This window comes from Mesorhizobium sp. P3_A2 (genome assembly GCF_056403115.1).
This window is the reverse complement of record NZ_JBFUGC010000002.1, coordinates 162,418-188,874: the sequence shown is the minus strand read 5'-3', so window position 1 is coordinate 188,874 and position 26,457 is coordinate 162,418. Positions and strand designations below refer to the sequence as shown.

At 62.0% G+C, this 26,457-nt stretch carries 22 protein-coding genes and 1 tRNA gene; 12 read left to right on the top strand and 11 right to left on the bottom strand.

All coding sequences use genetic code 11. From position 1 onward, the window contains the following. The first annotated feature begins 23 nt into the window (after positions 1–23). Positions 24–1,163, top strand: a complete 1,140-nt coding sequence (locus tag AC1DXM_RS05365; protein WP_477232127.1) for an alpha-D-ribose 1-methylphosphonate 5-triphosphate diphosphatase — start codon at positions 24–26, stop codon at positions 1,161–1,163. Next, positions 1,160–1,789 carry a phosphonate metabolism protein/1,5-bisphosphokinase (PRPP-forming) PhnN gene (phnN, locus tag AC1DXM_RS05360; protein ID WP_192255467.1) on the top strand — a complete coding sequence of 210 codons (630 nt, stop codon included), beginning with the start codon at positions 1,160–1,162 and terminating at the stop codon, positions 1,787–1,789. The genes AC1DXM_RS05365 and phnN overlap by 4 nt, the downstream gene beginning before the upstream one ends. A 2-nt stretch (positions 1,790–1,791) precedes the next feature. Here the strand turns inward: phnN and AC1DXM_RS05355 are convergent, their stop codons facing one another. From AC1DXM_RS05355 to AC1DXM_RS05345, 3 genes are all read right to left on the bottom strand, one after another. Continuing rightward, positions 1,792–2,781, bottom strand: a complete 990-nt coding sequence (locus AC1DXM_RS05355) for an ABC transporter permease (protein ID WP_477232126.1) — start codon at positions 2,779–2,781, stop codon at positions 1,792–1,794. A gap of 76 nt (positions 2,782–2,857) precedes the next feature. Next, positions 2,858–4,396, bottom strand: coding sequence for a sugar ABC transporter ATP-binding protein (locus AC1DXM_RS05350; protein ID WP_477232464.1), 1,539 nt, complete (start codon positions 4,394–4,396; stop codon positions 2,858–2,860). A gap of 122 nt (positions 4,397–4,518) precedes the next feature. Next, positions 4,519–5,481, bottom strand: a complete 963-nt coding sequence (locus AC1DXM_RS05345) for a sugar-binding protein (RefSeq protein ID WP_477232125.1) — start codon at positions 5,479–5,481, stop codon at positions 4,519–4,521. A gap of 587 nt (positions 5,482–6,068) precedes the next feature. Between AC1DXM_RS05345 and AC1DXM_RS05340 the strand changes: the two genes are divergently transcribed. From AC1DXM_RS05340 to AC1DXM_RS05330, 3 genes are all read left to right on the top strand, one after another. Next, on the top strand, positions 6,069–7,187 hold the full coding sequence (locus AC1DXM_RS05340; RefSeq protein WP_477232124.1) for a LacI family DNA-binding transcriptional regulator: 1,119 nt from the start codon (positions 6,069–6,071) through the stop codon (positions 7,185–7,187). A 215-nt stretch (positions 7,188–7,402) separates the two neighbouring features. Continuing rightward, entirely contained in the window at positions 7,403–7,585 is a 183-nt protein-coding gene (locus tag AC1DXM_RS05335; protein ID WP_477232123.1) for a hypothetical protein, read from the top strand. Between the two features lie 193 nt (positions 7,586–7,778). After that, a complete protein-coding gene (locus tag AC1DXM_RS05330; RefSeq protein ID WP_477232122.1) occupies positions 7,779–8,006 on the top strand; it encodes a hypothetical protein in 228 nt (75 codons plus the stop codon). An 81-nt stretch (positions 8,007–8,087) separates the two neighbouring features. Here AC1DXM_RS05330 and AC1DXM_RS05325 read toward each other — a convergent pair whose 3' ends face one another. Both AC1DXM_RS05325 and AC1DXM_RS05320 read right to left on the bottom strand, forming a co-directional pair. After that, a complete protein-coding gene (locus tag AC1DXM_RS05325) occupies positions 8,088–9,206 on the bottom strand; it encodes a DUF1501 domain-containing protein (RefSeq protein WP_477232121.1) in 1,119 nt (372 codons plus the stop codon). After that, the gene (locus AC1DXM_RS05320; protein WP_477232120.1) at positions 9,197–10,546 is read right to left on the bottom strand and encodes a S8 family serine peptidase; all 1,350 of its coding nucleotides are present in this window, start codon (positions 10,544–10,546) and stop codon (positions 9,197–9,199) included. The genes AC1DXM_RS05325 and AC1DXM_RS05320 overlap by 10 nt, the downstream gene beginning before the upstream one ends. Before the next feature lie 165 nt (positions 10,547–10,711). Here AC1DXM_RS05320 and AC1DXM_RS05315 point away from each other — a divergent pair, with 165 nt between their 5' ends. Then, positions 10,712–11,293: a hypothetical protein gene (locus tag AC1DXM_RS05315; protein ID WP_477232119.1), complete on the top strand. Its 582-nt coding sequence runs from the start codon at positions 10,712–10,714 to the stop codon at positions 11,291–11,293. A gap of 12 nt (positions 11,294–11,305) precedes the next feature. Here AC1DXM_RS05315 and AC1DXM_RS05310 read toward each other — a convergent pair whose 3' ends face one another. Continuing rightward, the gene (locus tag AC1DXM_RS05310) at positions 11,306–13,033 is read right to left on the bottom strand and encodes an adenylate/guanylate cyclase domain-containing protein (RefSeq protein ID WP_477232118.1); all 1,728 of its coding nucleotides are present in this window, start codon (positions 13,031–13,033) and stop codon (positions 11,306–11,308) included. A gap of 182 nt (positions 13,034–13,215) precedes the next feature. On the opposite strand from AC1DXM_RS05310, the gene AC1DXM_RS05305 reads away from it, so the two are divergent. After that, the gene (locus tag AC1DXM_RS05305; protein ID WP_477232117.1) at positions 13,216–14,412 is read left to right on the top strand and encodes a YcaO-like family protein; all 1,197 of its coding nucleotides are present in this window, start codon (positions 13,216–13,218) and stop codon (positions 14,410–14,412) included. A gap of 12 nt (positions 14,413–14,424) precedes the next feature. On the opposite strand, the gene AC1DXM_RS05300 is transcribed toward AC1DXM_RS05305, so the two are convergent. After that, positions 14,425–15,342: a LysR substrate-binding domain-containing protein gene (locus AC1DXM_RS05300; protein ID WP_477232463.1), complete on the bottom strand. Its 918-nt coding sequence runs from the start codon at positions 15,340–15,342 to the stop codon at positions 14,425–14,427. A gap of 87 nt (positions 15,343–15,429) precedes the next feature. On the opposite strand from AC1DXM_RS05300, the gene AC1DXM_RS05295 reads away from it, so the two are divergent. Further along, complete coding sequence (locus tag AC1DXM_RS05295; RefSeq protein WP_477232116.1) at positions 15,430–16,131, top strand: haloacid dehalogenase type II; 702 nt, start codon at positions 15,430–15,432, stop codon at positions 16,129–16,131. Here the strand turns inward: AC1DXM_RS05295 and AC1DXM_RS05290 are convergent. Beyond that, on the bottom strand, positions 16,128–16,739 hold the full coding sequence (locus AC1DXM_RS05290; protein WP_477232115.1) for a hypothetical protein: 612 nt from the start codon (positions 16,737–16,739) through the stop codon (positions 16,128–16,130). The genes AC1DXM_RS05295 and AC1DXM_RS05290 overlap by 4 nt on opposite strands. A 381-nt stretch (positions 16,740–17,120) precedes the next feature. On the opposite strand from AC1DXM_RS05290, the gene AC1DXM_RS05285 reads away from it, so the two are divergent. Both AC1DXM_RS05285 and AC1DXM_RS05280 read left to right on the top strand, forming a co-directional pair. Beyond that, positions 17,121–20,384, top strand: a complete 3,264-nt coding sequence (locus tag AC1DXM_RS05285; protein WP_477232114.1) for an Eco57I restriction-modification methylase domain-containing protein — start codon at positions 17,121–17,123, stop codon at positions 20,382–20,384. Further along, positions 20,384–20,968, top strand: a complete 585-nt coding sequence (locus AC1DXM_RS05280) for a Fic/DOC family protein (RefSeq protein WP_477232113.1) — start codon at positions 20,384–20,386, stop codon at positions 20,966–20,968. Before AC1DXM_RS05285 ends, AC1DXM_RS05280 begins: the two co-directional genes overlap by 1 nt. Before the next feature lie 196 nt (positions 20,969–21,164). Here AC1DXM_RS05280 and AC1DXM_RS05275 read toward each other — a convergent pair. Further along, positions 21,165–21,241: transfer RNA gene (locus tag AC1DXM_RS05275), tRNA-Arg, on the bottom strand. 394 nt (positions 21,242–21,635) lie between these two features. Further along, the gene (locus AC1DXM_RS05270; protein ID WP_477232112.1) at positions 21,636–22,550 is read right to left on the bottom strand and encodes a DUF1003 domain-containing protein; all 915 of its coding nucleotides are present in this window, start codon (positions 22,548–22,550) and stop codon (positions 21,636–21,638) included. Between the two features lie 287 nt (positions 22,551–22,837). On the opposite strand from AC1DXM_RS05270, the gene AC1DXM_RS05265 reads away from it, so the two are divergent. Next, positions 22,838–23,287, top strand: coding sequence for a universal stress protein (locus AC1DXM_RS05265; RefSeq protein WP_477232111.1), 450 nt, complete (start codon positions 22,838–22,840; stop codon positions 23,285–23,287). A gap of 30 nt (positions 23,288–23,317) precedes the next feature. On the opposite strand, the gene AC1DXM_RS05260 is transcribed toward AC1DXM_RS05265, so the two are convergent. Beyond that, positions 23,318–24,304: a D-alanyl-D-alanine carboxypeptidase family protein gene (locus AC1DXM_RS05260; RefSeq protein ID WP_477232110.1), complete on the bottom strand. Its 987-nt coding sequence runs from the start codon at positions 24,302–24,304 to the stop codon at positions 23,318–23,320. A 185-nt stretch (positions 24,305–24,489) separates the two neighbouring features. Here AC1DXM_RS05260 and AC1DXM_RS05255 point away from each other — a divergent pair, with 185 nt between their 5' ends. Next, a complete protein-coding gene (locus tag AC1DXM_RS05255) occupies positions 24,490–26,304 on the top strand; it encodes a methyl-accepting chemotaxis protein (protein WP_477232109.1) in 1,815 nt (604 codons plus the stop codon). The last annotated feature ends 153 nt before the right edge of the window (positions 26,305–26,457 follow it).

The following is a 26,457-nucleotide window of genomic DNA, read 5'->3' as shown; positions in this document are numbered from 1 at the left end:
TTAAAACCTAAGGACTGCCTGAGATGACCGCCGAGACCGTTTTGACCAATGCCCGCATCGTGCTTGCCGACGAGATCGTCGAAGGATCGCTGCTGCTGCGCGACGGCCTTATCGCCGGCATCGACGCAGGCACCGGGCGGACCGGCGAGGATATGAGCGGCGACTACATCATCCCCGGCCTGGTCGAACTGCACACCGACCATCTCGAAGGCCATTATGCGCCGCGGCCGAAGGTGCGCTGGAACCCGATCGCCGCCGTGCTCGCCCATGATGCGCAGGTGGCGACCGCAGGGATCACCACCGTGCTCGACGCCTTGCGCGTCGGCATGGATGAGGATGCGGATCTCACCTCCGACGACATCCGCAAGCTCGCGGACGCCATCGAGGACAGCGTGGCGCAGGATCGCCTTCGGGCCGACCACTTCCTGCATCTGCGCTGCGAGGTTTCGGCGCCGGACTGCCTGCAGGCCTTCGCCAATTTCGACGGCGACGAGCGCGTGCGGCTGGCGTCGCTGATGGACCATGCGCCGGGGCAGCGCCAGTTCGTCAACCTCGAGACCTACGCCTATTACTACCAGCGCAAGCTGAAGCTGACCGATCGCGACTTCAAGCTGTTCTGCGAAAAGCGGATGTCGGAATCGGCGAAGAATTCGGGACCGAACCGGGTGGCGATATCAGCCGCCTGCAACGAGCGCGGCATTGTGCTGGCAAGCCATGACGACGCCACATCAGGCCATGTCGACGAGGCGATTGAACAAGGCGTGCGCGTTGCCGAGTTTCCGACCACGCTGGAAGCCGCCAAAGCGTCAAAGGAGGCCGGGCTCGGCGTGCTGATGGGCGCGCCCAATGTCATGCGCGGCGCCTCGCACTCCGGCAATGTTTCGGCCCGCGCGCTGGCCGGCGACGGCCTGCTCGACATCTTGTCGTCCGATTACATCCCCTTCAGCCTGATCCAGTCGGCCTTCTTCCTCGGCGACGTCGTCGAAGGCATTTCCCTGCCGCAGGCGGTCGCCATGGTGTCGAAGAACCCGGCCGAGGCCATCGGCCTCAGCGACCGCGGCGTCATCGAACCGGGCCGCCGTGCCGACCTGGTGCGCGTGCGCGTCGACGATCATGTGCCGGTCGTGCGCACCGTCTGGCGCCAGGGACGCCGGGTCGCCTGATGGTCTCGGCGTCGATCGAGCGCGAACTCACCGCCGAGGCCTTTCCGGTCCGCAACGGCGTCTTTGTCGCCGTCGTCGGCCCGAGCGGCGCCGGCAAGGATACGGTGATCGGCTATGCCAAGTCGTTGTTTGCCGATGAGACAAGGCTGGAGTTCGTCCGTCGGGTCATCACCAGGCCGAGCGATGCGGCAAGCGAGGATCACGACACGCTGGCCGACGCCGCCTTTGTCGAGGCCGAGGCCGACGGCGCTTTCGCCATTTCCTGGGAGGCGCACGGCCTGCGCTACGGCATCCCGGCCGATGTCGACTGGTCGATAGCCAATGGCCATGTCGCGGTCGCCAACGTGTCGCGCGCGGTCATTCCGGTGCTGCGTGAGCGCTACGCCAATCTGGCCGTGGTCGAGATCACCGCTGCGCCGGAAATCCTCGCCGAACGGCTCGCTCAGCGCGGCCGTGAGTCGCGCGGCGAAGTGCTGGCACGCCTCGCCCGCAGTGCCAATGTCGCTTTGTCCGGACCCGGCGTCACCTCGATCGACAATGGCGGTCCACGCGAAGCCGCCGGCGAGCGTTTCGCCGAAGTGCTGCGCAAGGCGATGGCGTTCTCCGACATGTCGGGGGTAATTTAACGCTACTCCGCCGCCACGGCGCCCTTGCGGCTGGCGTCGAGCATCAGCCGTCTTGCCCGGAACACGCCCCATTGCTGGTCGACCAGCACGCCGATGAGGATCACGCCGCCCATCACCGCGAAGTTGAGCGAAGACGGGATGCCGAGCAGGTTGACCAGGTTCTGCAACTCCTGCAGCAGCACGGTGCCGAGGATGACGCCGACCAGCGAGCCTTCGCCGCCGCGCAGCGAGAAGCCGCCGAGCACTGCCGCGGCGATGGCGTAGAGTTCATAGAACTGGCCATGGCTGGCCGGCGAGATAGAGCGCGTGTACATGGCGAAATAGATCGCCGACAGCGCCGTCAACACGCCGCAGATGACATAGGCGGCCATGACGACACGGCCGGTGCGGATGCCCGAATATTTGGCCGCTTCCTCGTTCTTGCCGATGGCATAGAGATAGCGGCCGAACACCGAGCGGTGCAGCACCACCCACATCACGATGGCAATGACGATGAGCGCAATGAAGCTGTTCGGTACGCCCCAGGATCGGCCCGCCGTCAGGAATTCGAGCTCCGGAAAATTCTGCCCGAAGCCGAAGCCCGCGGTGCCATCGGCGGTGTAGAAGCGCGCCACGCCGCGATAGATCAGCAGGCCGCAGAGCGTCACCACGAAGGGCTGCAGTTTGAGCCGGGTGATCAGCCAGCCATGCACCAGCCCGATGATGGCGCCGAGCACCAGGATCAACGGCAGCGCTATCGGCCATCCCAGACCACGTACGGCGATGAAGTCGATGAACAGCGTACCGAGCAGCGCAACCACCGAGCCGACCGACAATTCGATGCCGCCGGTGATGATGACGAAGGCCTGGCCGATCGACAGGATGCCGAACAGGCCGATCAGGTTCGAGGTATTGGCAAGGTTGATCGGCAGCAGGAAGCGAGGGTTGATGATCGCCACCACCGCTCCGACCACCAGGATCAGGATCAGCAGGCCCAGATCTTTCTTGCTCATCGTTTTTCTCCCCCAAAACAGGTTCCGCAAAAGTGTTCCGCGGTTTTGCGACCAGAACCTGCGGCAAAGCAAAATGCTATTTTGGCTTCTTGCCGACAGCCAGCAGAAGCACGTTCTCCTGTGTGAAGTGTTCCTTGTCGAGAATGCCCGAGATCTGGCCCTCATGCATGACGGCGATGCGGTCAGACACGCCGATCACCTCTTCCATGTCGCTGGAAATCATCAGCACGGCGACGCCGGCATCGGCCAGCGCCCGCATCAGCCCGTAAATCTCGGCCTTGGCGCCAATGTCGATGCCGCGCGTCGGCTCGTCGAGGATCATCACCCTGGGGTTCATCGCCAGCCATTTGCCCAGCACCACCTTCTGCTGGTTGCCGCCTGACAGCGTGCCGGTGCGCGTCTGCACCGAGGGCGCCTTGATGTCGAGATCCTTCTTCTGCTTCTCGGCGGTGACGGTCTCCGCACTTGCCGACACCAGCTGGCGCTTCGCATGCGCCGGCAGATTGGGGAGCGAAATGTTTTGCGCGATCGACAAATCGAGCAGTATCCCGGTCAACTTGCGGTCTTCCGGGACGAGAAAAATGCCGTGCGCGACGGCATCGGCCGCCGAGCCCAGGACAAGCGGCTTGCCGTCGAGTTCGAGCGCGCCGCCGAGCGTGCTGTCGATGCCGAAGAACACCCGCGCCAGTTCGGTCCGGCCGGAGCCGACAAGGCCGGCAAGGCCGAGGATTTCACCGCGCCGGATATCGAGATCGACCGGCCGGGCAGGGTAGGCGGGGGTGCGTACAGCTTTGGCCGACAGCGCCGTTGCGCCCGGTGCTCGCGCCGCTTCGGACGCTTTCTCGCGCTCCTTCAGCATGCGGCCGATCATCAGCTTGACCATCTGGTCGTGGTTGATGGCGCTCTTCGGCAAGGTGCCGGCCAGCATGCCGTCGCGCAACACCACGACGCGGTCGGCGACACGCTCGATCTCGTGCAGGCGGTGCGAAATGAAGATGACGCTGATACCATCGGCCTTCAGCGCCTTGATGACGTCGAGCAGCTTGTCGGTTTCGGCGATCGGCAGGCTTGAGGTCGGCTCGTCGAGGATGACCAGCCGCGCCTTGATCGACAGCGCCTTGGCAATCTCGACCATCTGCTGCTGCGCCAGCGACAGGTTTGCGACCGGCGTATCGGCGGAGAAATTGGCGCCGACGCGCTTCAACAATGGCGCCACCATCTCGCGCAGCCTGGCGCGGTCGACCAGTCTCAGCGGCCCGCCGCGTAGCGGCTCGCGGCCAAAGAAGATGTTGGCGGCGACGTCGAGGTTTTCGAACAGGTTGAGTTCCTGGTGGACGAAGGCGATGCCCGACCCCAGGCTGGCTTCGACGCTAAGCCCGTCATGCGCGACGCCGTCGACGGTGATGGTGCCGCTGTCCGGCCGGGTGACGCCGCCGAGGATCTTCATCAAGGTCGATTTGCCGGCGCCGTTTTCGCCGACAAGGCCGATCACCTCGCCCGGCCTGACCTCCATGGAAAAGCCATCCAGCGCGACAACGCCCGGATAGGTCTTGCGCACGTTCTCGAGGCCGAGGAACGGGGTAGTCGCTGCAATGGATGTGTCGGAATAGTTCATCAAGCCTGACAGCAGCCGCTGGGCCAAAATGGCCCCTTCAGCAGACTGACGGGCCTTCGCCCGCCCGTCAACACGATCACCGGCCCAAGGCGAACCTTGAGCCGGCGTAACTGCTCGTGGCCTCAGTTCCCGGACATCGCCTTCAGATTGGCCGCATAGGCGTCGACATCGTCCTTGCCGATGATCTTGGTCGGGATGATGATCAGGCCGCCTTCCGGAATGCCGGATTTGTCGCCCTTCAGATAGGCGGCCATCAGCTTCATGCCCTGATAGGCCCATTCGAAGGGCTGCTGCACAACGGTCGCCGCCACCGTGCCTTCCTTGACGCCGCCCAGCGTGATCGGATCGTCATCGAAACCGACGACGGTGATCGAACCGAGCTTGCCGGCGTCGCGCAGCGCTTCATAGATGCGCGGCGTGTTGTAGGAGTAGAAGCCGACCATGCAGGTGATGTCGGGGCTGGCGACCAGCGCGTCCTCGACATTCTTCTTGGCGCGCGCCTGGTCGATATCGTCGCCGCGTACGTCGACGAGTTCGATCTTAGTGCCGGCCAGGCCGTCCTTCATGCCCTGGATGCGTTCCTTGGCATTGTCGGCGCCGAGCAGGCCGACGAAGCCGAGGCACTTGCCGCCGTCGGGCATCGCCTTCTTGGCGATCTCGGCGGCCTGCTTGCCGGCGTCGACATTGGACGAGCCGATATAGGCGACGCGCTTGGTCTGCGGGGCGTCAGAGTCTGTGGTGAAAAGCGCCGTTTGAGAGGCGATCTTGTTCAGACCGTCGGTCGATGTCTTGGGGTCGACGGCCGAGACCATGATGGCCTTGACGCCGGCGGTCACCAGATCGTCCATCAGCCGCTGCTGGATGGCGACCGAGGACTGCTCGGGATATTTGAGTTCGAGATTGTAGTCGGGTAGCTCGCCCTGCGCCTTCTTGACACCGGCTTCCGCCGCCTTCCAGAAGTCGGACGCGCCGTTGACGACGAAGGCCAGCGTCGGCTTGTCGTCGGCGCGCGCAATGGCTGTCGCCGTCAGGCCAAGCAGCAGGGCTGCCGTAGCAACGGATGCATGTCGTATCAAGGATTTCATGTTCAACCTCCCGTTTTGGATCAGTCGTCGGACTGAACCGATCTTGCATTCACTGAATTGCCGCTTGCGATTTGGACGCCCTCCTCCCCAGGGTTCCCGGCACTGAAAGAATGGCGTCGTTCCAGTCGCGATTACGGACTTTAGAGACTCATCCCATGCTCGTAAATAGTCTGATTTGTCTGACATATCACATGTCCGAGACAGAGCTTGCGGAGGCAATTTCCCCGCTCGCCATCAGGCCATTCACGCGCATTTCTCGCCGCATGGGTCCTAGCCGGACCGGACGCGACGGATTGACGTTACAGCGCATCTTTGTATTAGTAAACAGTATTAGTAAAACGTCCCATGTGAAGGCTCGACGGTAACCTTGGGGCTCGTTTGACGAACGCGCGCCGCATCGGCTGCGTTCAAGTGAATGCCTTGCAGCCTTTGGGCTTCACCAGCACGGAGCGGCATGGCGAAGGAACTTCAAAGCTGCTAATAAACATAAACGTCTTCGACCATTTCCATTAGTCGACGGCGCCAAGCTATCTTGTCGGCCTGACTGGCTGCCGCTAGACAGGCCGTGGATTGGGGACACGAATGCCATGAGCGATACGATTGACCCGGACGGCCCGGCCAGCGACGCGGCGCGGCGGCGCAAGGCGCCGGCGAGAACCGCCAAAGGCGGCCGCGTCACCATGACGGATATTGCGAGGGCTGCCGGCTGCTCGCAGGCGACCGTCTCCTTCGTGCTCAACAATTCGCCCGGCATCAGGTTGTCGCAGCAGACGCGCGAGCGGGTGATCGACGCCGCGCGTGCGCTCGGCTACACCGCGCCCGCCTTCTCGGCGCTGCGCAAACCGGTTCCCGCTTTCGAAGGGCTTGATGGCGTCATCGGCTTCGCCGTCGACCAACTGGCGACCAGTCCGGAAGCCGTCGTCGCCATCGAGGGCGCGCGCCAGGCGTCATGGAACGCCGGCAATGTCTTGCTGGTGGCGCAGACCATGGGCGACGCCGTCATGGAGCCGCGCGCCATTGCGGCTCTCACCAAGCGCGGCATTTCGGCGCTGATCTACATGACCATCTTCACCCGCGAGATCACGGCGCCCGACTTCCTCTACGGCCTCGACATCCCGGTCATCCTGCTCAACTGCTACACATCCGACTATGCCTTCCCCGCCGTGGTTCCTTCCGAGATCGCCGGTGGCCAGAGCTCGACCCGGCATCTGATCGGCCACGGCCACCGCCGCATCGCCACCATCACCGGCGAGCCGTGGATGCAGGCCGCGCAGGACCGGCTGAAAGGCTACCGCAGGGCGCTCGCCACCGCCGACATCCCGTTCGATCCGGAACTGGTGGTCGAAGGCGACTGGTCGGCAAGTGCGGGCTATGCCGCGACCGTCAAGCTCTTGGCGCTCAAAGACCGCCCGACCGCCATCTTCTGCCAGAACGACCGCACGGCAATCGGTTGCTACGAAGCGCTGAAGGAGGCGGGCCTGCACATTCCGCAGGACATTTCGGTGGTCGGCTATGACGACGAGGAGATCGCCCGCCATCTGTTCCCGCCGCTGACGACGTCGATCCTGCCGCACATGGCCATGGGCCAATGGGCGATCGAGCAACTGGAAGTGCCGCCGCCCGGCCGCGGCCGCTATCCCATCACCAAGCTGGAATGCCCGCTGGTCGAGCGCGACTCCGTGGCGGCAGTGGCGGGGCCAGCCTGACAGACCCATCCCGAAGCAAATCGGGATGGGTCTGTTCAGTACTTGCGCCTCAGGGCAGGATTTGTCCGAACCTCGGGATCATCCTGCGGCTAGAACCGCAAGATGACATAGGAGCGCCTGCGGTAGCAGCGCCTGTGCCACCTGCCATACCGCCAGAACCTGCGGCAATGCCGTCTCCAGACGCGCCGCCTGTGGTGGCGACGGTGCCATCGCCGATGGTAGATCTGCTCGACATCGCCCGGGCCGTCGTCGTCATCGAAAGCACTGGCATCCTGCTTGTCGAGCTCATCGAGAATGCCGTTACCGACATTGGGAACCCCGGCCACGGCCTCAAGAGGCCGAACCGTAGTAGCAAGCGCCGCGGCCCCCGCAACGCCGAACAATGCTGTCAAGAATGATCGCCGATCCATCAAAACCTCCATCAGAGGATAAGGCTAACATCAGCCAGATAGAGCGGCTGAGGCAAAAGGCCAGAGGGGCAATTTTAGCCGACACAAAGGGTGGTTAACGCCACGGCCCGTGGCCTGCTGGCTGTCTTAGTCCGTTCATAGGGTTGACCTAAAAATGGCGGTCTCAACAAGGGAGCGTGCCATGCCAGGCGACAATCTCGACCAACTGCAGAACGCCTACAAGACCGCGGTGGAAGAATGGATAGCGGCGATCAGGCAAGAAGCGGAACTGGCCTCCGTCCACCATTCGGTTGCCGAGGTCGACACATGGGAAGCAGCGCACTTCAAGGAAGACGAGATGCGCGACAAGGTCCTGGACCTGAAGGCGAAATACGAAGACGCTCTGCGCAAGGAACTGTTCGGGTTTTAGCCGCGCCGCGATTGCGTCGATCCCGGCGTGTGGTCCCCGCGAGCGGACGTCGGCGCTGCTACGCGTTCTGCCAAGGGTGCATCAAGTCTGAAACAAGCCTTTGATTGCTTGAAGGCCCGATGCGTTTGGAGCGACCAACGCCATTGCCTGGCTTGAGAGCCCAAGATGATCTTTCAACACCGCGTTGACAATCGAGCGGGCATCAGTGGTGACCGCCAAGTCGGTCCCCTCGTGGAGCTGATCTGCCGCCAATCCGGGCCAGCGACCCGCGATCCGCCCGCCGGCTGTCGCACCACCCATCAAGAACGCGACGCTGGCACTGCCATGGTCGGTGCCGCCTTGCTCGTTGAAGTGGATGGAGCGCCCAAATTCCGTAATGCCGAGGACAACGGTTTGACGCCAGATTGCGGCTGCCGCTTCCGAGAACGCGACGACACCGCGCGCCAATGTCCCAAGGGTCGCCGAAAGACGCTCTCCCTGAGCAACGTGGGTATCGATGCCGTCCAACTGCAGCAGGGCCACGCGCGGACCGTCCGGCCTGGACAGCGCCTGCCCCGCGGAGGTCGCCGCTGCGGCAAAGCTGGCGGCACTCAGCGCATGTCGCCGCGCAAGCAATGTCTGCACCGCGTCTCCGGCTGAACCGGACGCCTCACCGAGGCAAAGGCGGGCGATGTCAAGTCCAGGATTGGCCAACACAAGATCGAAAAGCGCGTCATTTGGCAGGTTGGCCGGCGCTGCACGCCAGATTGTTTGCCTTCCCTGCGACAGCACCGAAGCGGCTCTTCCTGGCCAGCCAAAATCGCCGCCATCGACATCGCCGTCGAACAGGACCCTCTGCGCGGCGTCATGCGATTTCCCGAGACCCGGGATGCCCGTCGCGGGCAGGATCAGCAATTCGCCGGCCGAATAGAACCGAGCAAGAGGTTCGAGCGCCGGATGAAGCGCAAACAGCGGATCAAGCTTCACACTGAACGCGTCGTCGGAGGTGTCAAGTTCTCTCGCCGTGCCTCGCACCCGCCGGAAATCCGAATCACCATGGGGCGGCAGCGCGGACAGCGCATCAAGTCCGCCCCGAAGGTGGACGACCAGCAGCCGCGGGTGGCTGTCGCCGGCAAAAACCGCCGAAGCAAGCCCTGCGCTGGTCGCAAACAGCGAGGTAAGACCCAAACCCTGGAGGGCCGTGCGGCGCGTTAATTGCATTTCGGATAGTCCGGATCAGTGACGTCCGGCGTTCCGGGCGTCGAAAATCCAAGCTGATCGGCATTTGGGATCACACCCTTTTTGATCGGGACCTCCTGCAAATTCGGAGCGGGCCGGGCCAGCAGTCCCGCCAGGACTGGAGCGGCAAGGGACGTCCCCGAACAGATATTCTGTCTTAGCTTGTGGGTATTCTTTGTGCTCCGCCAAAGCACCTGGACGCCAACGCCGGGCTCGGACATGGCCGCGCCAAAAGCGCCGCCATTCCAAAGCACATCACACCACCCGTTTGAAACGGTGCTGCACGCGCCGGTGCCGGTGCCGGTGACATAAGTGCTGTCGGATGCCGAGACACTTTGGATGAAGCCTTGCGTCGGGTTTGGAGAAAAATATTCCGACGCATTGGCCGGGAAAAAGGACTGTACCCACGACGCCTCGTCGTCTTCCCGCGCATTGCCCGCCGCAATCACAATGCGGACCTGCTTGTTTGCGATCGCAAACAGCAGCTTGTCCATCTGACCAAGCAGGTCCAATTGGCCACCCTTCCTCGCGGTCTCCAAGAACTGCGAGCCCCAGCTGATGTTCAGGATTTGGCCGGGCGACGCATGATCACTGACATATTGCAGGGCGACAAGCGGCGGCCCGACGATCTTCGACTTCCCGCCTTCAAATGCCTTGACAATCTTGAGCGGCACCCCGGGGCTGACCCCAACGATGCCAAGGAATTGACCGCTTGTTGCACCTGGCACACGCTTTCCGCCAATGATCCCTGCAACCATCGTGCCGTGACCTTGAGTGTCTGGCGCGCCGGTGGTCGTGCTGCAGGTAGTGGTCATACAGTCGATCCGTTCCGAAATATTGAGAAGCCCTTTTGTGACGATGTCTTCGTCGACGCCGCTATCGATGATCCAGACCGCGGACCCGTTGGTCACAAGACCGGGCGATCCGACGACTCTGCAAACGCTCGGCGGCACGAGCTTGTCACCCGTCACATCCGCTAGCGGGCCGCGTGCTTCGCAACCGCCATCCGCGAACAGGCTTACTTCCGGGGAGTCCGGTTCCTGATACCCCGCCGACAGAAGCTTGTTCGCTTCCTCATCGGTAAAGCTTCCAGTGACCAGGCTAAATCCCAGGTCCGGCATGTCGACGGCCTGCAGGGGGTCCCCCGACAGATTCATCTTGTTCAGGCTGGCGATAACCGATCCAAATCTGTCCTTGTCCGCAAGTGGCGCGATGAATGTGTGTTGCGTTACTTGCGGCCCGTCCGGGTCTTCGTCCGCGTGCACGATCGTGGCCGCGGAAAATGTGGCGGCGAGAAAAGTCACAAGCCAGGCGAACCTCATGGATCCCCCCCCATCTGCTGGTCGACTGACGGGCAGCATGCTCCCAATAGCTCTTTCTGTCCACGGCAAAGCTTTGGAGGCGAACCGTTTGAGGCTCTTCTTGCAGCCAAAGAAAAAGCAGCCTAGGTTGTTCTCGCACGCCTCAAAGCGCGGGGAGCAACGGTTGTGCCCAAGGTGAAACTCAAGCAGGGCCGACAGGCCCAGGAGATTGGCGCGGCGCTCGTGGGGGCCTGGCTGAAGGCTTTGCCGCCCGCGTTCACGGCGACTGTATCAGTGGTAGATTCGACAAGTCAGTTGACTATAACCGTCGACATGCAGAACGCATTCGCGTCCGGTGACGTCATAGCTGTGCGCACTGAAGACAAGACTGGCGGCCTTCGAAGCGTGAAGGTAGGGACGATCACCCCGGGCACTTCGGGCAAAACCTTTCGCGTTGTTGATCTTGCTGGTGCCAATATCAACTACAAAGGCAAAGATTTAAAGAATGGCGTAGTGTCGAAAGTAAAAGACCTGAATGACGCTACTCTTCTAAGCGAACTTAAGATTGTGCTGGAGCAGATCGTCGACGCGAAAGTGAAACTGGTGTGCGATGCCCCAACGGAGCTGACTGTGGTCCTGCCAGCCCTGCCGGAAGGCGTTGTCACCCGAGAGGACCTGATAGATTACCTCGGGACGTACCACAACAACGCACAGGGTCGGCACTATCATGAAGAGCTTGCGTCCGCGGTCCTTTTCGGCTGCCGATAGCAAACTTCAATTTCAGTTCGGCAGCCCTGCGGCGAGCAGCCCTTTGAGCAGCGTGGCCCGATCCTCTTCCAGGCGATAAGGCTCCTTGGCCACGAATCGACTGCAAGAAAAGCTGGGCGTACCCGCCAACACGCGAGCCGCGTACAACTTTGCGTCGCTGTCCCGGCCAAGCGCCGAGCTCGAAGCGGCCATGTAGGCCGTAACCCATGTCGGCATTGTCGATGAACGGCTCAAAGCGACCAATGCCTGCTCGGGCCGGCCCGCAATGAAGTGGACGATGCCGCGAAACGGCCAATACCAGGATGGTTCATAGAGGGGATCGAGCACCTGCGCCCGCTCGAACCATTGGATGGCGCGCTCCGGTTCGCCGCAAAATGTGTAGAGGGTGCCGAGATAGGAAACCTGCTCGGGATCGTTCGGATTGAGGTAGAGGGCCCGTGCGTAGAGTTGCCCGGCGACGTCGAAGTCTCGCCGGTGCAGCAGCACCCAGCCGAGAATGTTGAGGCAAACCGGATCGTTGGGGGAGAGCGCCACCGCCTTTTTGGCAATTGCGTGCGCCTCGTCGAGCAGGGCATCGGAAGATCCCATGTCGCGAAACCATTCCAACTGCTTGTAGTGAGCCAGCTTGGCGTAGGCGCGCCCATAGGTCGGATCGAGGTCGATGGCGCGCTGATACCATTGCCTGGCTTCCGCTTCGCACGCGAGGTCGCCCAGCGGCAGGGCATTGCCGCGCAGCACGCACTCATAGGCCGCCAGATTGGCCGGCGGCTTGCGCCGCGCCTTCTCCGCACCAGCGGCTTTGAGCCGTCCGATGACTGTGCCCACGATCTTGCGGACCAGTTCGTCCTGCACATCGAAAATGTCTTGATCGTCGCTGTCATAATGCTCGGCCCAAACGTCACCGCCGGACGTAGCGTCAACCAGTTCGCATGACAGGCGGATACGCTTCCCCATCCTGCGGATTCGCCCCGCAAGCTCGAAATCGAGCCCGATATCCGCGACCAGCTTCGGCAGTTCCACATCCTTGAGCCGCATCGAGGTATGATATGACGCGACGGAGAGCTGCGTGAACCGCGTCAGCTCGGTGATGACGTCTTCAGTGAACCCTTCGCTGAAATAGGGTTCCACCCCGCCGGTGCTGACAAACGGGCGGACCAGGATCGATGGCGTGTTCGAGCCCGAAGTCCCGGCGCCGATGCTCGGAGCGGGGCTCTCGGGTCTGTGAATAAGCGAGTAGACCGCTACGGGTCGGGGAATGTTCTTGAGCAGAAAATCACCGCAATATTCGAAGGGCAATTGCAGCCCCGCGCGGACCTCCTCATGCACTTTTGCCGAAAGGCAAATGCCTCCGGGGGCTGCGATCTGTTCAAGGCGTGCAGCCACGTTGACACCGTCGCCGAACACGTCTCCGTCGCCGTCGACGATAATGTCGCCGAAATTTATGCCCATTCGAAGCGACAGACCGGGCGACCCGGGGCTTGCGAGATAGGCCTGGATAGCCACCCCGCACCGGACCGCTTCGACCGCACTGAGGAACTCCGCGACGATACCGTCGCCGGTGTTCTTCACAACGCGGCCGTCATGCCGATGAACGTAGCCTGGGATCTCGTCGTGCATCAGCGCCCGGACGCGGGTAAACGTGCCTTCCTCGTCTTCCGCCATTTGTTGCGAATAGCCGACCACGTCTGCGACCACGATCGCAGTCAGGCGTCGCTTCAGCGTGCCGTTGTTTGCGGTCAATCCAGGCTTTGGGGTCAATCCATACCTCGGGTCGGACGTCCGAACGTACTTTAGCATATTTGCATGATGCTATCGCGTATGGCAGCGTGTAAACTGCTGCACGAAGAGCGTCGGGCGCGCGACAGAGCGAAATCCGTTCAGAAGCGCCCGCAAGGCGAAAGATACGCACATTCGAGGTCTGCGTGGGGTCTAGTCTTCTCTATGGCCCGGTGGTGATCTCGGACCCATTGCTCGGCTGTCCTCTCACTGTGGCCGCCGGCCGCGTTCGCGCCGCCAGCGATGGCGATGACAGCACTTACTTCGTGTCTGGTTGGGGCACGACAGTCGAGCAGGCGCTGCAAGGCTGCCTCTATGAGGCGGACGAGACCTACTTCGCCCAGATCATTCCCGAGGGGCGAATTCTCCGATCGTGTGCCGATGCGATTCATGGGCGGGTCGTCGAGCCGCCCGGCATCCTTCTTTTCAGCGAAAAGCAATATGACCGGCAAGAGGCCGGGAACCGACAGCCCCGCAACATGGTTCCGGCCCGCTGGGATAGATCCGCGCCTGAAGACTGGATCCTGAGTGACGACAAGCTCGGTACGGAGCAAGCCTGGGTGCCCGCAGGGCTGTGTTTCCTTGGATATGATCGCGGTGGCAAGCAATCATCTTTGCCGGCTGCCGACTCGAACGGCCTCGCGCTGGGCATCAACCTCAAGGACGCGGCGATGAGCGCACTTCTCGAGCTGATAGAGCGAGATGCGACCTCCATCTGGTGGTACAATCGACTTGTTCTGCCTCAAATCGATCCGAAGTCGACGGCAAGCGACACCGTATCTTCCTACGAGGACTGGCTTCGGCACCGAGGTCGCGAATTGCGGCTTCTGCGCCTTACGTTGGATTTGGCGGTGCCGATAGTTGCGGCAATCTCCAGCGACAGGTCCGGCCGGTGTCCAGCGATGGGGTTTGCGGCAGGCGCATCGTGGTCCGCGGCTGCCACAAGGGCGGTTGGCGAGCTTGCTCAATGCGAAGCGAACCTTGCTCTGCTCTCCCAACAGGCGCAGCAACAGGGAACGACCCGCTTTACGCGCGGGGCGCTGCAACTTTATCGCTGGCATCAAGAGACAGATCTTGGGCTGTGTCCATATCTGCAGGGTGGCGGCCCTGCCTGCGCGGATGAAGCGACACTCGACTACGCCTCATGCGTCAAACTCTGCCATGAACGAAACCTGGAAATATTCGCCGTCATCCTGGTGCAGGATGAGCAGCGGTCCCTTGTTCGCATGTTCGCTCCGGGCTTGCGTTCGACCAAACCAAGGTTTGGTCCGGGCAGGCTGTATTCTGTTCCAGGCAGTCTTGGCCTCAAGCCTGCGCGCTGCCGAGACCCTTTCCCTTTTTAGCGCCGAAACCAGTTAGCGCAGGGCCGTAACCACGTGCCGCGCTTCCTTCAGCCGGGCGACAGAGCCATGCAGAATGCTGCCGATGTTTGCGGCCAGAAACGCAGCCAGGTCACGCGCCGGCGCATCCAGCCGTTGCGAGGGCGCGATCAACGCCAGCTCCGACGGCGGCTGTTCCGCAAAACCGTCGGCTGCGGTGAGCAGGCGGTGCTCGGGAAGCACCGCATCCACCGGCAGCAGGCTGATGCCCAGCCCCGACGCCACCGCCGCCTGCACCCCGATCAGCCCCTGGCTTGTATAGGCGATGCGCCACATCCGCCCTGTCGCCTCGATGGCGCGGGTGGCCCTTTGCCGGTAAATGCAGCCTTGCGGAAACATGGCGAGCGGCACCGGGTCGGCGTCGATCTCGCCGGACGGGCCGGCCACCCAGACCAGTTTTTCCTCCCAGCGCCCAAGGCAAGGCGCGTCGCCGGCTTCGCGCTTGATCAGCGCCAGATCGATCTCGCCATTGTCCAGCAGGCGCCGCAGCTCGAAACTCCAGCCGCTGACGGTGTCGAGCCGCAGGTGCGGCGAAGCCCTTGAAAATCCCGACAGCAGGTCGATCAGCCGCCGGCCGGCAAAGTCTTCTGGCACGCCGAGCCGCACCGTCTTCGGCGCCGCGGGCTGCCGCAAGGCCGCTTCCGCCTCGGCCGAGATCGACAGCAGCCGGCGCGCATAGCCGAGCAACACTTCGCCCTCTTCGGTGACCTGCACGCCGCCCGGCGCGCGCTCGCGCACCAGCAGGCTGTGGCCGACGCTGTCTTCCAGCCGCTTGATCTGCTGGCTGATGGTCGATTGCGTCAGATGAACGTGCTCCGCCGCGCGCGTAAAACCGCCGGTTTCGACCACGGCGACGAAGCTGCGCAACAGATCGAGATCCAGCTCCATTCGAATTCCCACTTGATCTTATCGCAACATTTAATTTTCAAATGACTGAAATCGCTGGCAGTGTCCAGCCAACTTTCCCTGAGGTTTCTGCAAATGGCATTGAACGGGCCGCGCCCGACCTGGCTGACATTCGATTGCTACGGAACGCTGATCCAGTGGGACGAAAGCCTGATGGCGGCGATGGCAACGATCCTCGCGCGCAAGGGCCGCAAGATCGAGGCGAAAGATTTTATCCCGGTCTATGACCGGCACGAGCACGCGCTCGAGCACAGCAGGCCGCACGTCTCCTTCGCCGATGTCACCGCAAAGGCCTTGCAGCTGGCGATGCACGATTTCTCGCTGGAAGCGGCGGCCGACGACGCGGAACTGCTGACCTCGTCGATCGGCAAGATGCCGCCTTTTCCCGAAGTCGTCGCGGCGCTTCGCCGGCTAAAGGATGCCGGCTTCAAGCTGGCGATCATCTCCAACACCGATGACGCCATCATCGCCGGCAACGTCGCGCAGCTCGGGGGCTCGATCGACCGGGTCATCACCGCCGAGCAGGCGCAGGCCTACAAGCCGTCGCGGCAGATTTTCGAACATGCCTGGCGAACTCTCGGCGTGACCAGGGACGAGCTGGTCCACATCTGCGCCAGCCCGCATCTCGATCTGACCGCCGCACGCGATCTCAACTTCCGCGCCGTGTGGGTCGACCGCGGCACCGGCCGGCGCCCGCCGCCCGACTACCAGCCGGACGCGATCGCCCACGGACTGGATGACGTGCCCGGATTTTTCGAAGCGGCAGGCTGGATCTAGCGCCGCGCCAAAAACAGGCAGAGCTGCTTCAGGCGATCGTAGTTGCCCTGGCCGCTGAGCACGCTGGCGCAGCGCTTCTTCATCTTGGCGAGCTGGCCAACCGACATGGCGTTGATGGCCGTCACCGCCGGCCGCGTCGGGATTGCCGGCGTGTAGGGATCGCGCGGGCTGGTCGGCCCGGTCGTGCCGCCAATGCCGATGCCGACCCCGGCCGTCACCCCATTGCCCACACCGACACCGGCGCCAACCCCGACACCGTTGCCGACCGTTGCGCCGACACCCGCCTTGACGCCGCTGCCAACCGATGCGCCGATGCCCGCGTTGACGCCATTGCCGACCGATGCACCGACGCCGGCAGCAACGCCGCCGGTACCGCCAACTGTTGCGCCGGCGGTGACGCCGCCGGCGCCGCCGACGGTAGCGCCGGCATTGACGCCCTTGCTGCCGCCGACCGAGGCGCCGACGCCAAGCCCGCCGCCACTGCCGCCGACCGAGACGCCCACCCCGCCGACGCCCACATTGAGCCCCCCCGCATTAGCCGGAAAGCACAAAGCAGCGGCAACAGCGCTGCCTGCCAAGACCTTGATGAAACTTTTAAAGAAATTCATCAGAACGCTCCCCCGTGTTGGTTGCCTGGACGCAGGTCGAACGCATCCATTACCAATATGATTACGGGAGAGTAGCGGTTTTAGTTTCGGCAAGAGTAGGTAGTATTGGAAATCGTTGTTATGGTTGCTTAAGGTGGTTGGGATAGATATTTGGCGATGGGTGTGAAAAATCGAGGGTTCTTGGGGGTAGCGCTCCCGGGCGATAGCGTGGGTATGCGCGTTTGGTGTTTTTCGGGACATGGGCGCATGACCCAGCTAGGTTTGATCGGCTACGGTCTGGGATCGTTGTGCAGGGCCTTGGTCCTGGCTATTGAGGCGATGCTAGGCGGAGAGTAGCCGTCTAGTCCTAGACGACGCGCAGGTTCGGGACCATAAGAAGTCATGCCACTATTCAATCCGAAGACCGTAGAGACAGCGTTAGCTGCTTTCACTTGGAAGCCAACGGCTGACGAAGCTGTTGCGGCGCAGACTTGGGCCGCAAGAGCCGCCGATCCGTTATTCGAGCTGCAGAACGAGAGTCAGCTCGAGCAGGAATTCAACCGCACAATCCTACAGCAGGTGCTCGGCTATGCAGCGCCATCCCCTGCCATTGTAGGCACGATGCAGGTGAAGCAACCCGTGCCTGGCGGCACAATCGTCGATGTCGCACTCGGTCGCTTCGTCGATGGAAAGGCGAGCATTATTGCTCCACTAGAGCTTAAAGGACCAAAGGTAGCGCTCGATCGAATCATGCCAGGGCGGGCAAAGACACCAGTTCAGCAGGCGTGGGACTATGCAATGGACGCCCCAGGGGCCCGTTGGGTGCTGATCAGCAATATGAAGGAACTGCGCCTATATGCGTTTGGCCAAGGCCGGCAACTCTACGAAAGTTTCGACCTGAGAAAGATCGGCCAACCAAACGAGCTTCAGCGACTGCGCCTTTTGTTAGGATCTGATCGCCTATTAACCGGCGCCACCGCCGAGCTTCTGACCCGCAGCGCACAGGCCGATCGGGAAGTTACCAATCAGCTATACCGCGACTACAAGGAACTCCGCGCTCAGCTCATGGAGTTTGTCGCGTCGCACCACCCTTCGATCCAGGTTGAGGCTCGGATCAGGCTCGTCCAAACACTGCTCGATCGGCTGCTATTCATCGCGTTTGCAGAGGACAAGAACCTACTTCCCTCACGAAGTCTCGCCCAGGCGCTTGAATATCATGATCCATACTTTCCTCGGCCGAAGTGGGAGCAAATCTGCAAGCTTTTCGAATGGGTCGACAAGGGCGCGCCACCGAACAACATACCACGATACAACGGCGGCCTTTTCGCCGCTGATCCAATGATTGATGGCCTGGGACTCCCCGATCACCTCGTGGAGCGATTCGGGCTGCTTGCCAACTATGATTTCGCGAGTGAAATATCGGTCACGATTCTTGGTCACATCTTCGAACAGTCAATTACCGACATTGAGAACGAGAAGGCGGCTGCCGGCCTTGAAGCGCCGCCACCGGTACCGAAGAAAAAGCGTGAGGGCGTCGTCTACACGCCTGATTTCATCACTCGCTTCATCGTTGAGCAGACGATCGGCCGCCATCTGGCCAACATCAGAGATGATCTGCTCCCGGTCTACGGCAAGCGCGATGCTAGTGACGCCGTACGCTGGCGCAACAAGACAACGGCAGAAGCGAACTATTGGAACGCTTACTTGGACCGGTTGACCAGTCTGCGTATCCTCGATCCAGCCTGCGGTTCGGGCGCGTTTCTGATCGCCGCTTTCAACTTCCTCAATTCCGAGCAGAAGCGGGTGCGTGATCGCCTTAGCGAATTGCAACCCGGCCTACTTGCGTACGCCTCACCCAATGCCGATGTGGAGATCATCACAGACAATCTGTTCGGTGTGGATCTGAATGCTGAGTCAGTCGAAATTACCAAGCTCGCATTGTGGCTGCAGACAGCAAAGCGGGACCGCGCCTTGGAAAGCTTGGACAGCAATATATTGCACGGTAACAGTTTAGTCGACGACCCCCAGTATCATATGCGACCGTTTAGATGGGAGAAGGCCTTTCCCCAGTTGGTCGATGGCGGTTGCTTCGACATTGTGCTCGGCAATCCACCCTATGTTCGGATGGAACTGATTAAGGCCATTAAGCCACACCTTCAGCAACGCTTCACCGTCGCGACCGAACGTGCCGACCTCTACGCCTATTTCTTTGAGTTGGGCGTGAAGCTGCTCAAGCCCGGTGGTAGGCTTGGCTTCATATCGTCTTCCACCTTCTTTCGCACGGGCTCGGGCAAACTGCTCCGTGCCTATCTCGCAGAGCATAGTGAGATTGAAAGTGTGGTCGATTTCGGTGACCTCCAGGTTTTCGAAGGTGTCACTACCTATCCTGCTATAGTTACACTGCGAAAGAGCGAGAGGGCTTCGGCAGATGGCACATTGCAATATCTTGCAGTCCGAGAACTGCCGCAAGACCTGGGGAAGACCTTCGAGGAGGAGGCTCGGCCGATGCCGCGCGCTCGGCTAACAAGCGGCACTTGGCGCTTCGAGAGCGACGTGCTCGACAAGATTCGCGAAAAGATCGCGTCGGGACGACCGACGTTGGCTGAAGTGTTCGGCGCTCCGCTCTACGGTATCAAAACCGGCCTCAACGACGCCTTCGTGCTATCCCGGGCGGAGCGCGACAGCATTGTAGAGCGAGCGATGCAGACTCCCGAGGACCACTCCGCTGGCCTGCTCAAACCCTTTCTGATTGGCGAGAACCTTAAGCGCTGGCACGTCGAGAGGGATGATCTTTGGCTAGCATACATACCCAAGAACCGCATTGATATCGAGCGCTATCCAGCTCTGCGCGATTTTCTTTCATCCCGCCGGGATCGCCTTGAGGCCCGCGCGACGCAGCAACAATGGTGGGAGCTTCAACAGGCTCAAGCGAATTATGAGGCAGCCTTTTTGGCGCCGAAAATCGTTTACTCAGATATCGCCAACTATGGAACGTTCTCGATCGATCGAGACGCATTTTACCCTGCCAATACGGTATACTTCATTCCGTCGAACGATGACGGGCTCACTTCTTATCTAAATAGCCGACTTGCTTGGTTCTTTTTCGCGGGGCTCACCAACATCGCACGCGGGGGCTATCTACGCCTTCGCACCGAATTCGTCAGTCAACTGCCGCTCCCCGACGAAGCAGCCTTATCTCAACTACGGGAAGAAGGTCGAGTTGCATCTCTAGCTGCTCGTGCACTCGCCGACCTCGCCGTCGCTGTCAAACATCGCCTGACCGACATAGACCTGCGAATCGCATCGATCCACAATTGGCCCTCGCTCACTTTCGCGGAACTGCAGGCCGTTATCTCCACGCGATACAAAGTCTCTATCCCCGTTGCTCAACGCGACGACTGGGAGCTCTGGTACAGCGCAAAACGCGTAGAGGCGTTGACGCTGCAGAGACGCATTGTGGAGGCGGAAGCCGAAATCGATCGCCGCGTTTATGGTCATTTCGGACTGACTCCAACTGAGATTGCCTCTATTGAGCACTCGCTGGCGGTCACCTCTCCCGCGCTTAGCCTCCGTGGGTATGAGGCGATCAGCGCGGTGGAGGGCCTAGAGCTATCGAATGAAGCGCGGGATCGGCTTGCCGGTTTGGACCATACCCAGGCGGCCTGATGGTCGGCGATCCGTATAAAGCCATAGATGATCCGGCGTGTTATCCCGGCACCAACCTTCTCATCAATCTGCCTGATCTCCGCACCCAGGTGGAGCTTGAGGCTTTCGAGGTGGAGACAGTCGGCCGTCGTAGCTTGGAGTCTCCGCCGACCGGCGATTTCAACCCCGCACATTACTGCGCGCTCCATCGTCACCTCTTTCAGGATGTCTATTCGTGGGCCGGCCAGTATCGGACGATCCGTACCGCGAAGGGCGCTAGCTGGTTTTGCTATCCTGAGAACATCGTGAAGGAGATGGACAAGCTGTTTGTGGTTCTAGATCAGGCGACTTTCCTTCCCGGAGTGGATGTTGAAGCCTTCGTGCCAGCGATCGCGGATTTTCTCGGCGATCTCAACGCCATTCATCCATTTCGTGAGGGGAATGGACGGACTCAGCTGTATTTCGTCCGTCTGCTCGGCTTGCGCGCGGGGCACCCATTTCGGTCGGAGGCAGTCGAAGGCGAGGCTTTCCTATCAGCGATGGTCCAGAGTTTTTACGGCGGAATGGACGCGCTCATCGATGAACTCGAACGCATGATCGCGTGATTGGCCGCATTGGCACTTTGGGTAGTAGTGCCCAGGCGCTGACGGCTCAAGGAACTTTTTGCTGGCTGTATGGTCTGCTTAGACTTTAACGACGAACCAGGAATAGGTCCATGATTACCGCTTGCTTGCCCGTTGCCTGCCTAAAGAAAGGTCGACCATCACCAATAAACTAATAGGCTGATATTGTTACAAGAGTTGGCGCACCCGACAGGATTCGAACCTGTGACCTCTGCCTTCGGAGGGCAGCGCTCTATCCAGCTGAGCTACGGGTGCCTTCAGGGAACCTGAAAACGAACCAGCCATTAGGCCGGCCAGCCACGGCTTCTTAGCGGAAGCCGCGCCGGGCTTCAACGGGCAATTGGACTGGCTCCTCAGGCAAAGGTCACAGGTTCCAGTCCTGTCAGGATCCAACTGATGGTTTCGAGAAGCCCGAGGCCCGCAAGGCGGAAAACGAAAAACCCGCCTCGGCGGCGGGTCGCTGGCGCAAATCAGCACCATGTCCAAAACAATAGCACAATTGCCGTCACCGGACAACCGATCGTGAGCGCCCTTGGCAGGCTCTCTGCCCTTCAAAAGGTCCGCGAGACCTCCGCCCAAGGCGGATCGGCGCTTCACCCTTCGTTATTCGAAAAGCCCGGCAATTAGCTTTTTGCCCTCTGCGCGGGCCTCACCCCGCCGCCTCCACTTTCGCCACCCTCCTGCGCACCCTTCTTGGCGTCCGCTTCGCCTTCTTCGCACCCGTCAGCTCGTGCATGGCATCCAGCTGCATCTGCTGCATTTCGGCCAGCCGCGTCCATTGGCGCGAGATCAGGTAGTCGAGCTTTTCGTGCAGATGGCGCACTTCCAGTTCGGCTTTCAGGTTCACCCGGTAGTCGTTGAAGGAGCGCAGGCGGTCCTTGGCCTCCGTTCGTCTCTGGCTCATCATGATGATCGGCGCCTGGACGGCGGCGATGCAGGAGAGCAGAAGGTTGAGCAGGATGAAGGGGTAGGGGTCGAAGGCGCTCTGCAAGCCCTCGAGCAGGTTGATGCCGATCCACACCAAAAGCACGCTGCCGAACGAGATCAGGAACCACCAGCTGCCGCCGAAGGCCGCCATATTGTCGGAGACGCGGTCGGCGAACGACCTGTGCTCCTCGAACTCCTCTTCCGAGTTTTCCGAGATGGTGTCCTGCCTGGCGATCGATTCGACCACCTGGCGGTCGAGCTCGGAGAATTCGCCATGCTCCTGCTGCAGCAACTCTTCCATGTAGCGCATGCGGTAGCGGCCGAGCTCCTCGCGGCTGATGCGGGCGCCGCGCGGCAGGTCGGGATGGTCGGAGCGGATGCGGTCGGCAAGGCTCGGCCTGAGATCGTCGATGCGGACTAGGTCGCGCTTGCGAAACTTTCTACCTGAAATCGCCGACGGTTTTCGCTTCGGCTTCAGGCGGCCATGACCGGTGGGTTCGGAGTCCGGCACCTCGGGCGCCTCGAGCGCCTCGTCGGCGACCAGCTCGGCTTCGTGGGCGGGCGGCGCCTCGAAATACTCGCCGCCGCTGTCGTTTTCGCTGTCGGCCTGTTCGGATGGTTTTGGGGCTGTGCTCATGATGCCGGCTCCTGCTGTCGCGCTGTCGGACACGTTACGCCAAGCCGGCGCGGCATAGCTATCGCTGCGGCGAAGATTGCGGGCCTGTGCAAGCGCTTGTGATTGACGGGTCGGGTCGTCACGCGCGCGGCTGGCGCCATGGTCATTGGCGGCTGGCCCCATCATGGACCTGTGGCGGGCCGGGCGGGGCGCTTATATCCAGATCAGTCCTGACGATGTTGCATGAAAGCGCTAGGGTCAGGCTGCCGCCAGGGGCATTGAATCGCCCCACAACAGGGGTTGCCACCATGTACAAACATATCCTGATCGCCACCGACGGTTCGGAACTCGCTGCCAAGGGCGTCGCCCACGGCCTTGAACTGGCCAAGGGCCTAGGCTCCGATGTCACCTTCGTCAACGTCTCCGAGCCGTTCCCGGCACTGGCCTGGGGCGGTGCAATGGCCGGCTATGTCGCCGGCGAAGAGCTGGTCAATTACGAGGAAAACGCCCGCAAATATGGCCGCCAGGTGCTGGACAAGTGCAAGGCTGAGGCCGACGCGCTCGGCGTGCGGGCAAAGACCCTGTACGTCGAGAACCGGACGCCGGCAGAGGCCATCCTCGACGCCTCCCGCTCCGAGGCCTGCGACCTCATCGTCATGGCCTCGCATGGCCGCCGCGGACTGGGCAGGCTGGTGCTGGGCAGCCAGACCGCGGAAGTCGTGTCGCTGACGGAGATCCCGGTGCTGGTCGTGCGGTAGGGTTGCAGCAGGCACCGTCCTTGCGCCACGCTACTGCGTCGGCAAACCAGGCGCCGGCAAACCGGGCGGCTCCAGACCTGGAAGCGACGAGCCCGGTGGCGGCAGGCCGGGAAGCGGCGAGCCGGCCGGCTGGCCTCCCGCAAACATCAGCCGCGTCTTGGTATCGGCCATCGCTGGCGACAGGCTGCGCTGGATCAGCGCTTCGACATGGTCGTTGCGCTGCCTGGCGCTGTCGGCGCCCATCACCACCACGATCAGATGCCGGCCGTCGGCATTGTAGGAGGTGACGATGTTGTAGCCGGAGGCCCTGATATAGCCGGTCTTGATGCCGTCGACGCCGCGCACCCGGCCCAGCATGTCGTTATGGCCGCGCACCAGCCGTCCGCGGAACATGAAATCGCTTTCGGAGAAATAGTGGAACTGTTGCGGGAAGCGGGCGCGCAGCGCCATGCCGAGCGTTGCCATGTCGCGCGCCGTCGTGTGCTGGCCGGCGTCGGGCAGGCCGGAGGCGTTGCGGAAGACGGTGCTGGTCATGCCGATCTGGCGCGCCTTCGACGTCATCATGGCCGCGAACTGGTCTTCCGAGCCGCCAAGATATTCGCCCACCGCCACCGCCACGTCATTGGCCGATTTGACCACGATCGCCCGGATCGCCGAATCGACATCGATGCTCTCGCCGCGCCTGAAGCGCAGTTTGGTCGGCGGCTGCCGGGCCGCATTGTCGGAGACCGGGATCTGCGTCTCCTTGGAGACGCGGCCGGTCTCCAGCGCCTCGAACAGCAGATACAGCGTCATCATCTTGGTCAACGACGCCGGATAGCGCTGCGCCGTCGAACTGACCTCGAACAGCGTCTTGCCGCTGGCATCGACGACGATGGCCGCATATTTTTCCTGCGGCGCCGGCACCGCCAGCACGCTGTCGGGCGGTGCGGTGGTGCTGCAGCCGGCAACGAAGACGAGCAGCAGGATGGCTGCGACAAATCTTTGGGCGAGGGAGGGGAAATGGAAATCGGGCAAGGCAAGTCCGGCGTTGCTGAGAGGGCCGGAACCTAGCCTAACCCATTGCCTTCGTCCATTTGGTTAACGGCGAAGCCTGGTTTTCCTCGCGTTCATCCCGCCCCGAAATCGCCTGTTTCCTGTCCTGTTTTGCCGGCGGGGTTGCGCTGCTACACTGCGCGCGGCAATTGCTTTGGGGGTTTGACATGACGACCGGTGACATCGGCGCGGCTGCGCCATCGCTTATCAAGGCTTCGCTCAGCCGCACCGGGAAATGGGCCGGCAGTGTCGCCTTCATCGGTGGTGCTGCTTCCGACATTCTCAATCCGCTGGCGCCGTTCGCCGCCTATATCGCGCTGGTCGCCTCGGTCGCCGCCGCCATCATCGCCATCGCCATTGTTCTGCGGCTGGTGCTGGCCGCCAAGGCGCTGCCGGCGCTGATCTTTGCCACCAGTGCGGCTGCCGTCGCCGGCGGCGTCTACGGCCTGCAGCAGCAGACCAATTCGCAAAACGGCGTGATCGCCGGCCTGGTGCCGGCCATCGCGCAGCTGCAGCAGCAGCTGGGCATCGTCTCGGCCAGGGTGGCCAAAATCGAGCAGACCGTCACGCAGACCCAGCAGACGGTCGACCAGGTCAAGCAATCGACCGACGCTGTGGCGAAAAAGACCGAGGAGATCGCCTCCAGCCAGCAACAGCAGACCGAGCAGGGCGCGCAGACGCAAAAGACCGTCGATCAGGTCAAGCAGACCACCGAAACGCTCGCCGCCGGCCAGCAGAAACAGGCAGAGCAGGCCGATAAACTGCAGGCGACCACCGAGCAGATCGCCGCCTCGATCGACACCATCGCCAAAGGCTTTGCCGCGCTGGCCGCGCAAGGCGGGGCGATCGCCGAGCCGAAGCGGCCGGATGAATTCTACCACAATGCCCGCGTCTACGAGCTGTCCGGCGATATGCTGAATGCGCGCCGCTCCTATCTCGCCTTTGCCGGCTTCGACGTCGACGCCGTCGATCCCTACACCCGCTTTGCCACGCTGCTGCGCGTGCAGGACGGCAAGGCCGGTGCGCGCGAAGTGTTCGGCCAGCTTGCCGACAAGGCCAAGGCGCTGTCGATCAAGCTGGTCCATGTCCTGCAGTTCGACGACACCCAGCGTCTCGACAAGCTCAACGCCTTCATCGCGGCCAATCCGGATTTCGCGCCGGCCTATTACCTCTTGGCGCAGGAGTTTTCCGAGGACCGCCTCGGCGCCCAGTCGCTGTCCGACAAGCGCAGCGAGGCCGAGGCGCTCACCAAATTCGTCTCCTACGAAAAGGATGGTGGGCTGCTCAAATATTTCGTCGACCAGAGGGAGCTTGCCGACTGGCTCGACCACAGCCGCAGCCGGCTGACGGCCCTTGGCGACGTGCTCGACCCCGCCCGTTTTGCCCCGTCGCTGACGCCGATGCGCTCCAATGCCGGCTGGACCATCTCCATATCGCTGCCCGAGGCGGCTACCGGCATTTCCTGGCGCCTGGGTGAGTCCGGTCCGTTCACCGATACCGGGCTGATGGCGATGAACGACCAGCGCACCGGCAAGCCGATGCCCAATCCGAGCTTCGAATTGCCCGACAGCACGACGGCCACCATCATCGGGGTAAAATATCTCGATCTCAGGGGCCGCGAGACCGGGCCGTTCAACATAAGTTTCGATCCGGAAGCCGCCCTCCAGGAGGGCAACAAACAGATCCTCGACCAGTTCTGGACGTCGTGGATCGCCTTCGACGCCAGCGGCAATCACGGCCTGGTCTATTTCTCGCAGATGCTGTCGTACCGTTGCGGCATCAAGGAGGTGCGCTACAGCCTGAACGGCACCGCGCTCGACAAGGAGATCAAGCTGCCGCCTTGCGACAAGAAGGACCCCTACGCCATCCCTTATGACTACCAGCCCTACTTCAAGGTCGCCGACAGCGTGACGTCGATGGCGGTGCAGGTCACCTACACCGACGGCACCAAGTCGCCGGTCAGGGAATACAAGCGGCAGTAGGGGGCAGGGCCGGTCTGTATGCCTTGCTGTTCCGACCGTTTGCGCTGCCCCTCATTGCCCTGCCGGGCATTTCTCCCCGTATAGTGACGGGGAGAAAGGGCTGGCCGCAACGCCGGCGCCCTTCTTGCAACGCTGGTGATTGGCGAAGGTGGC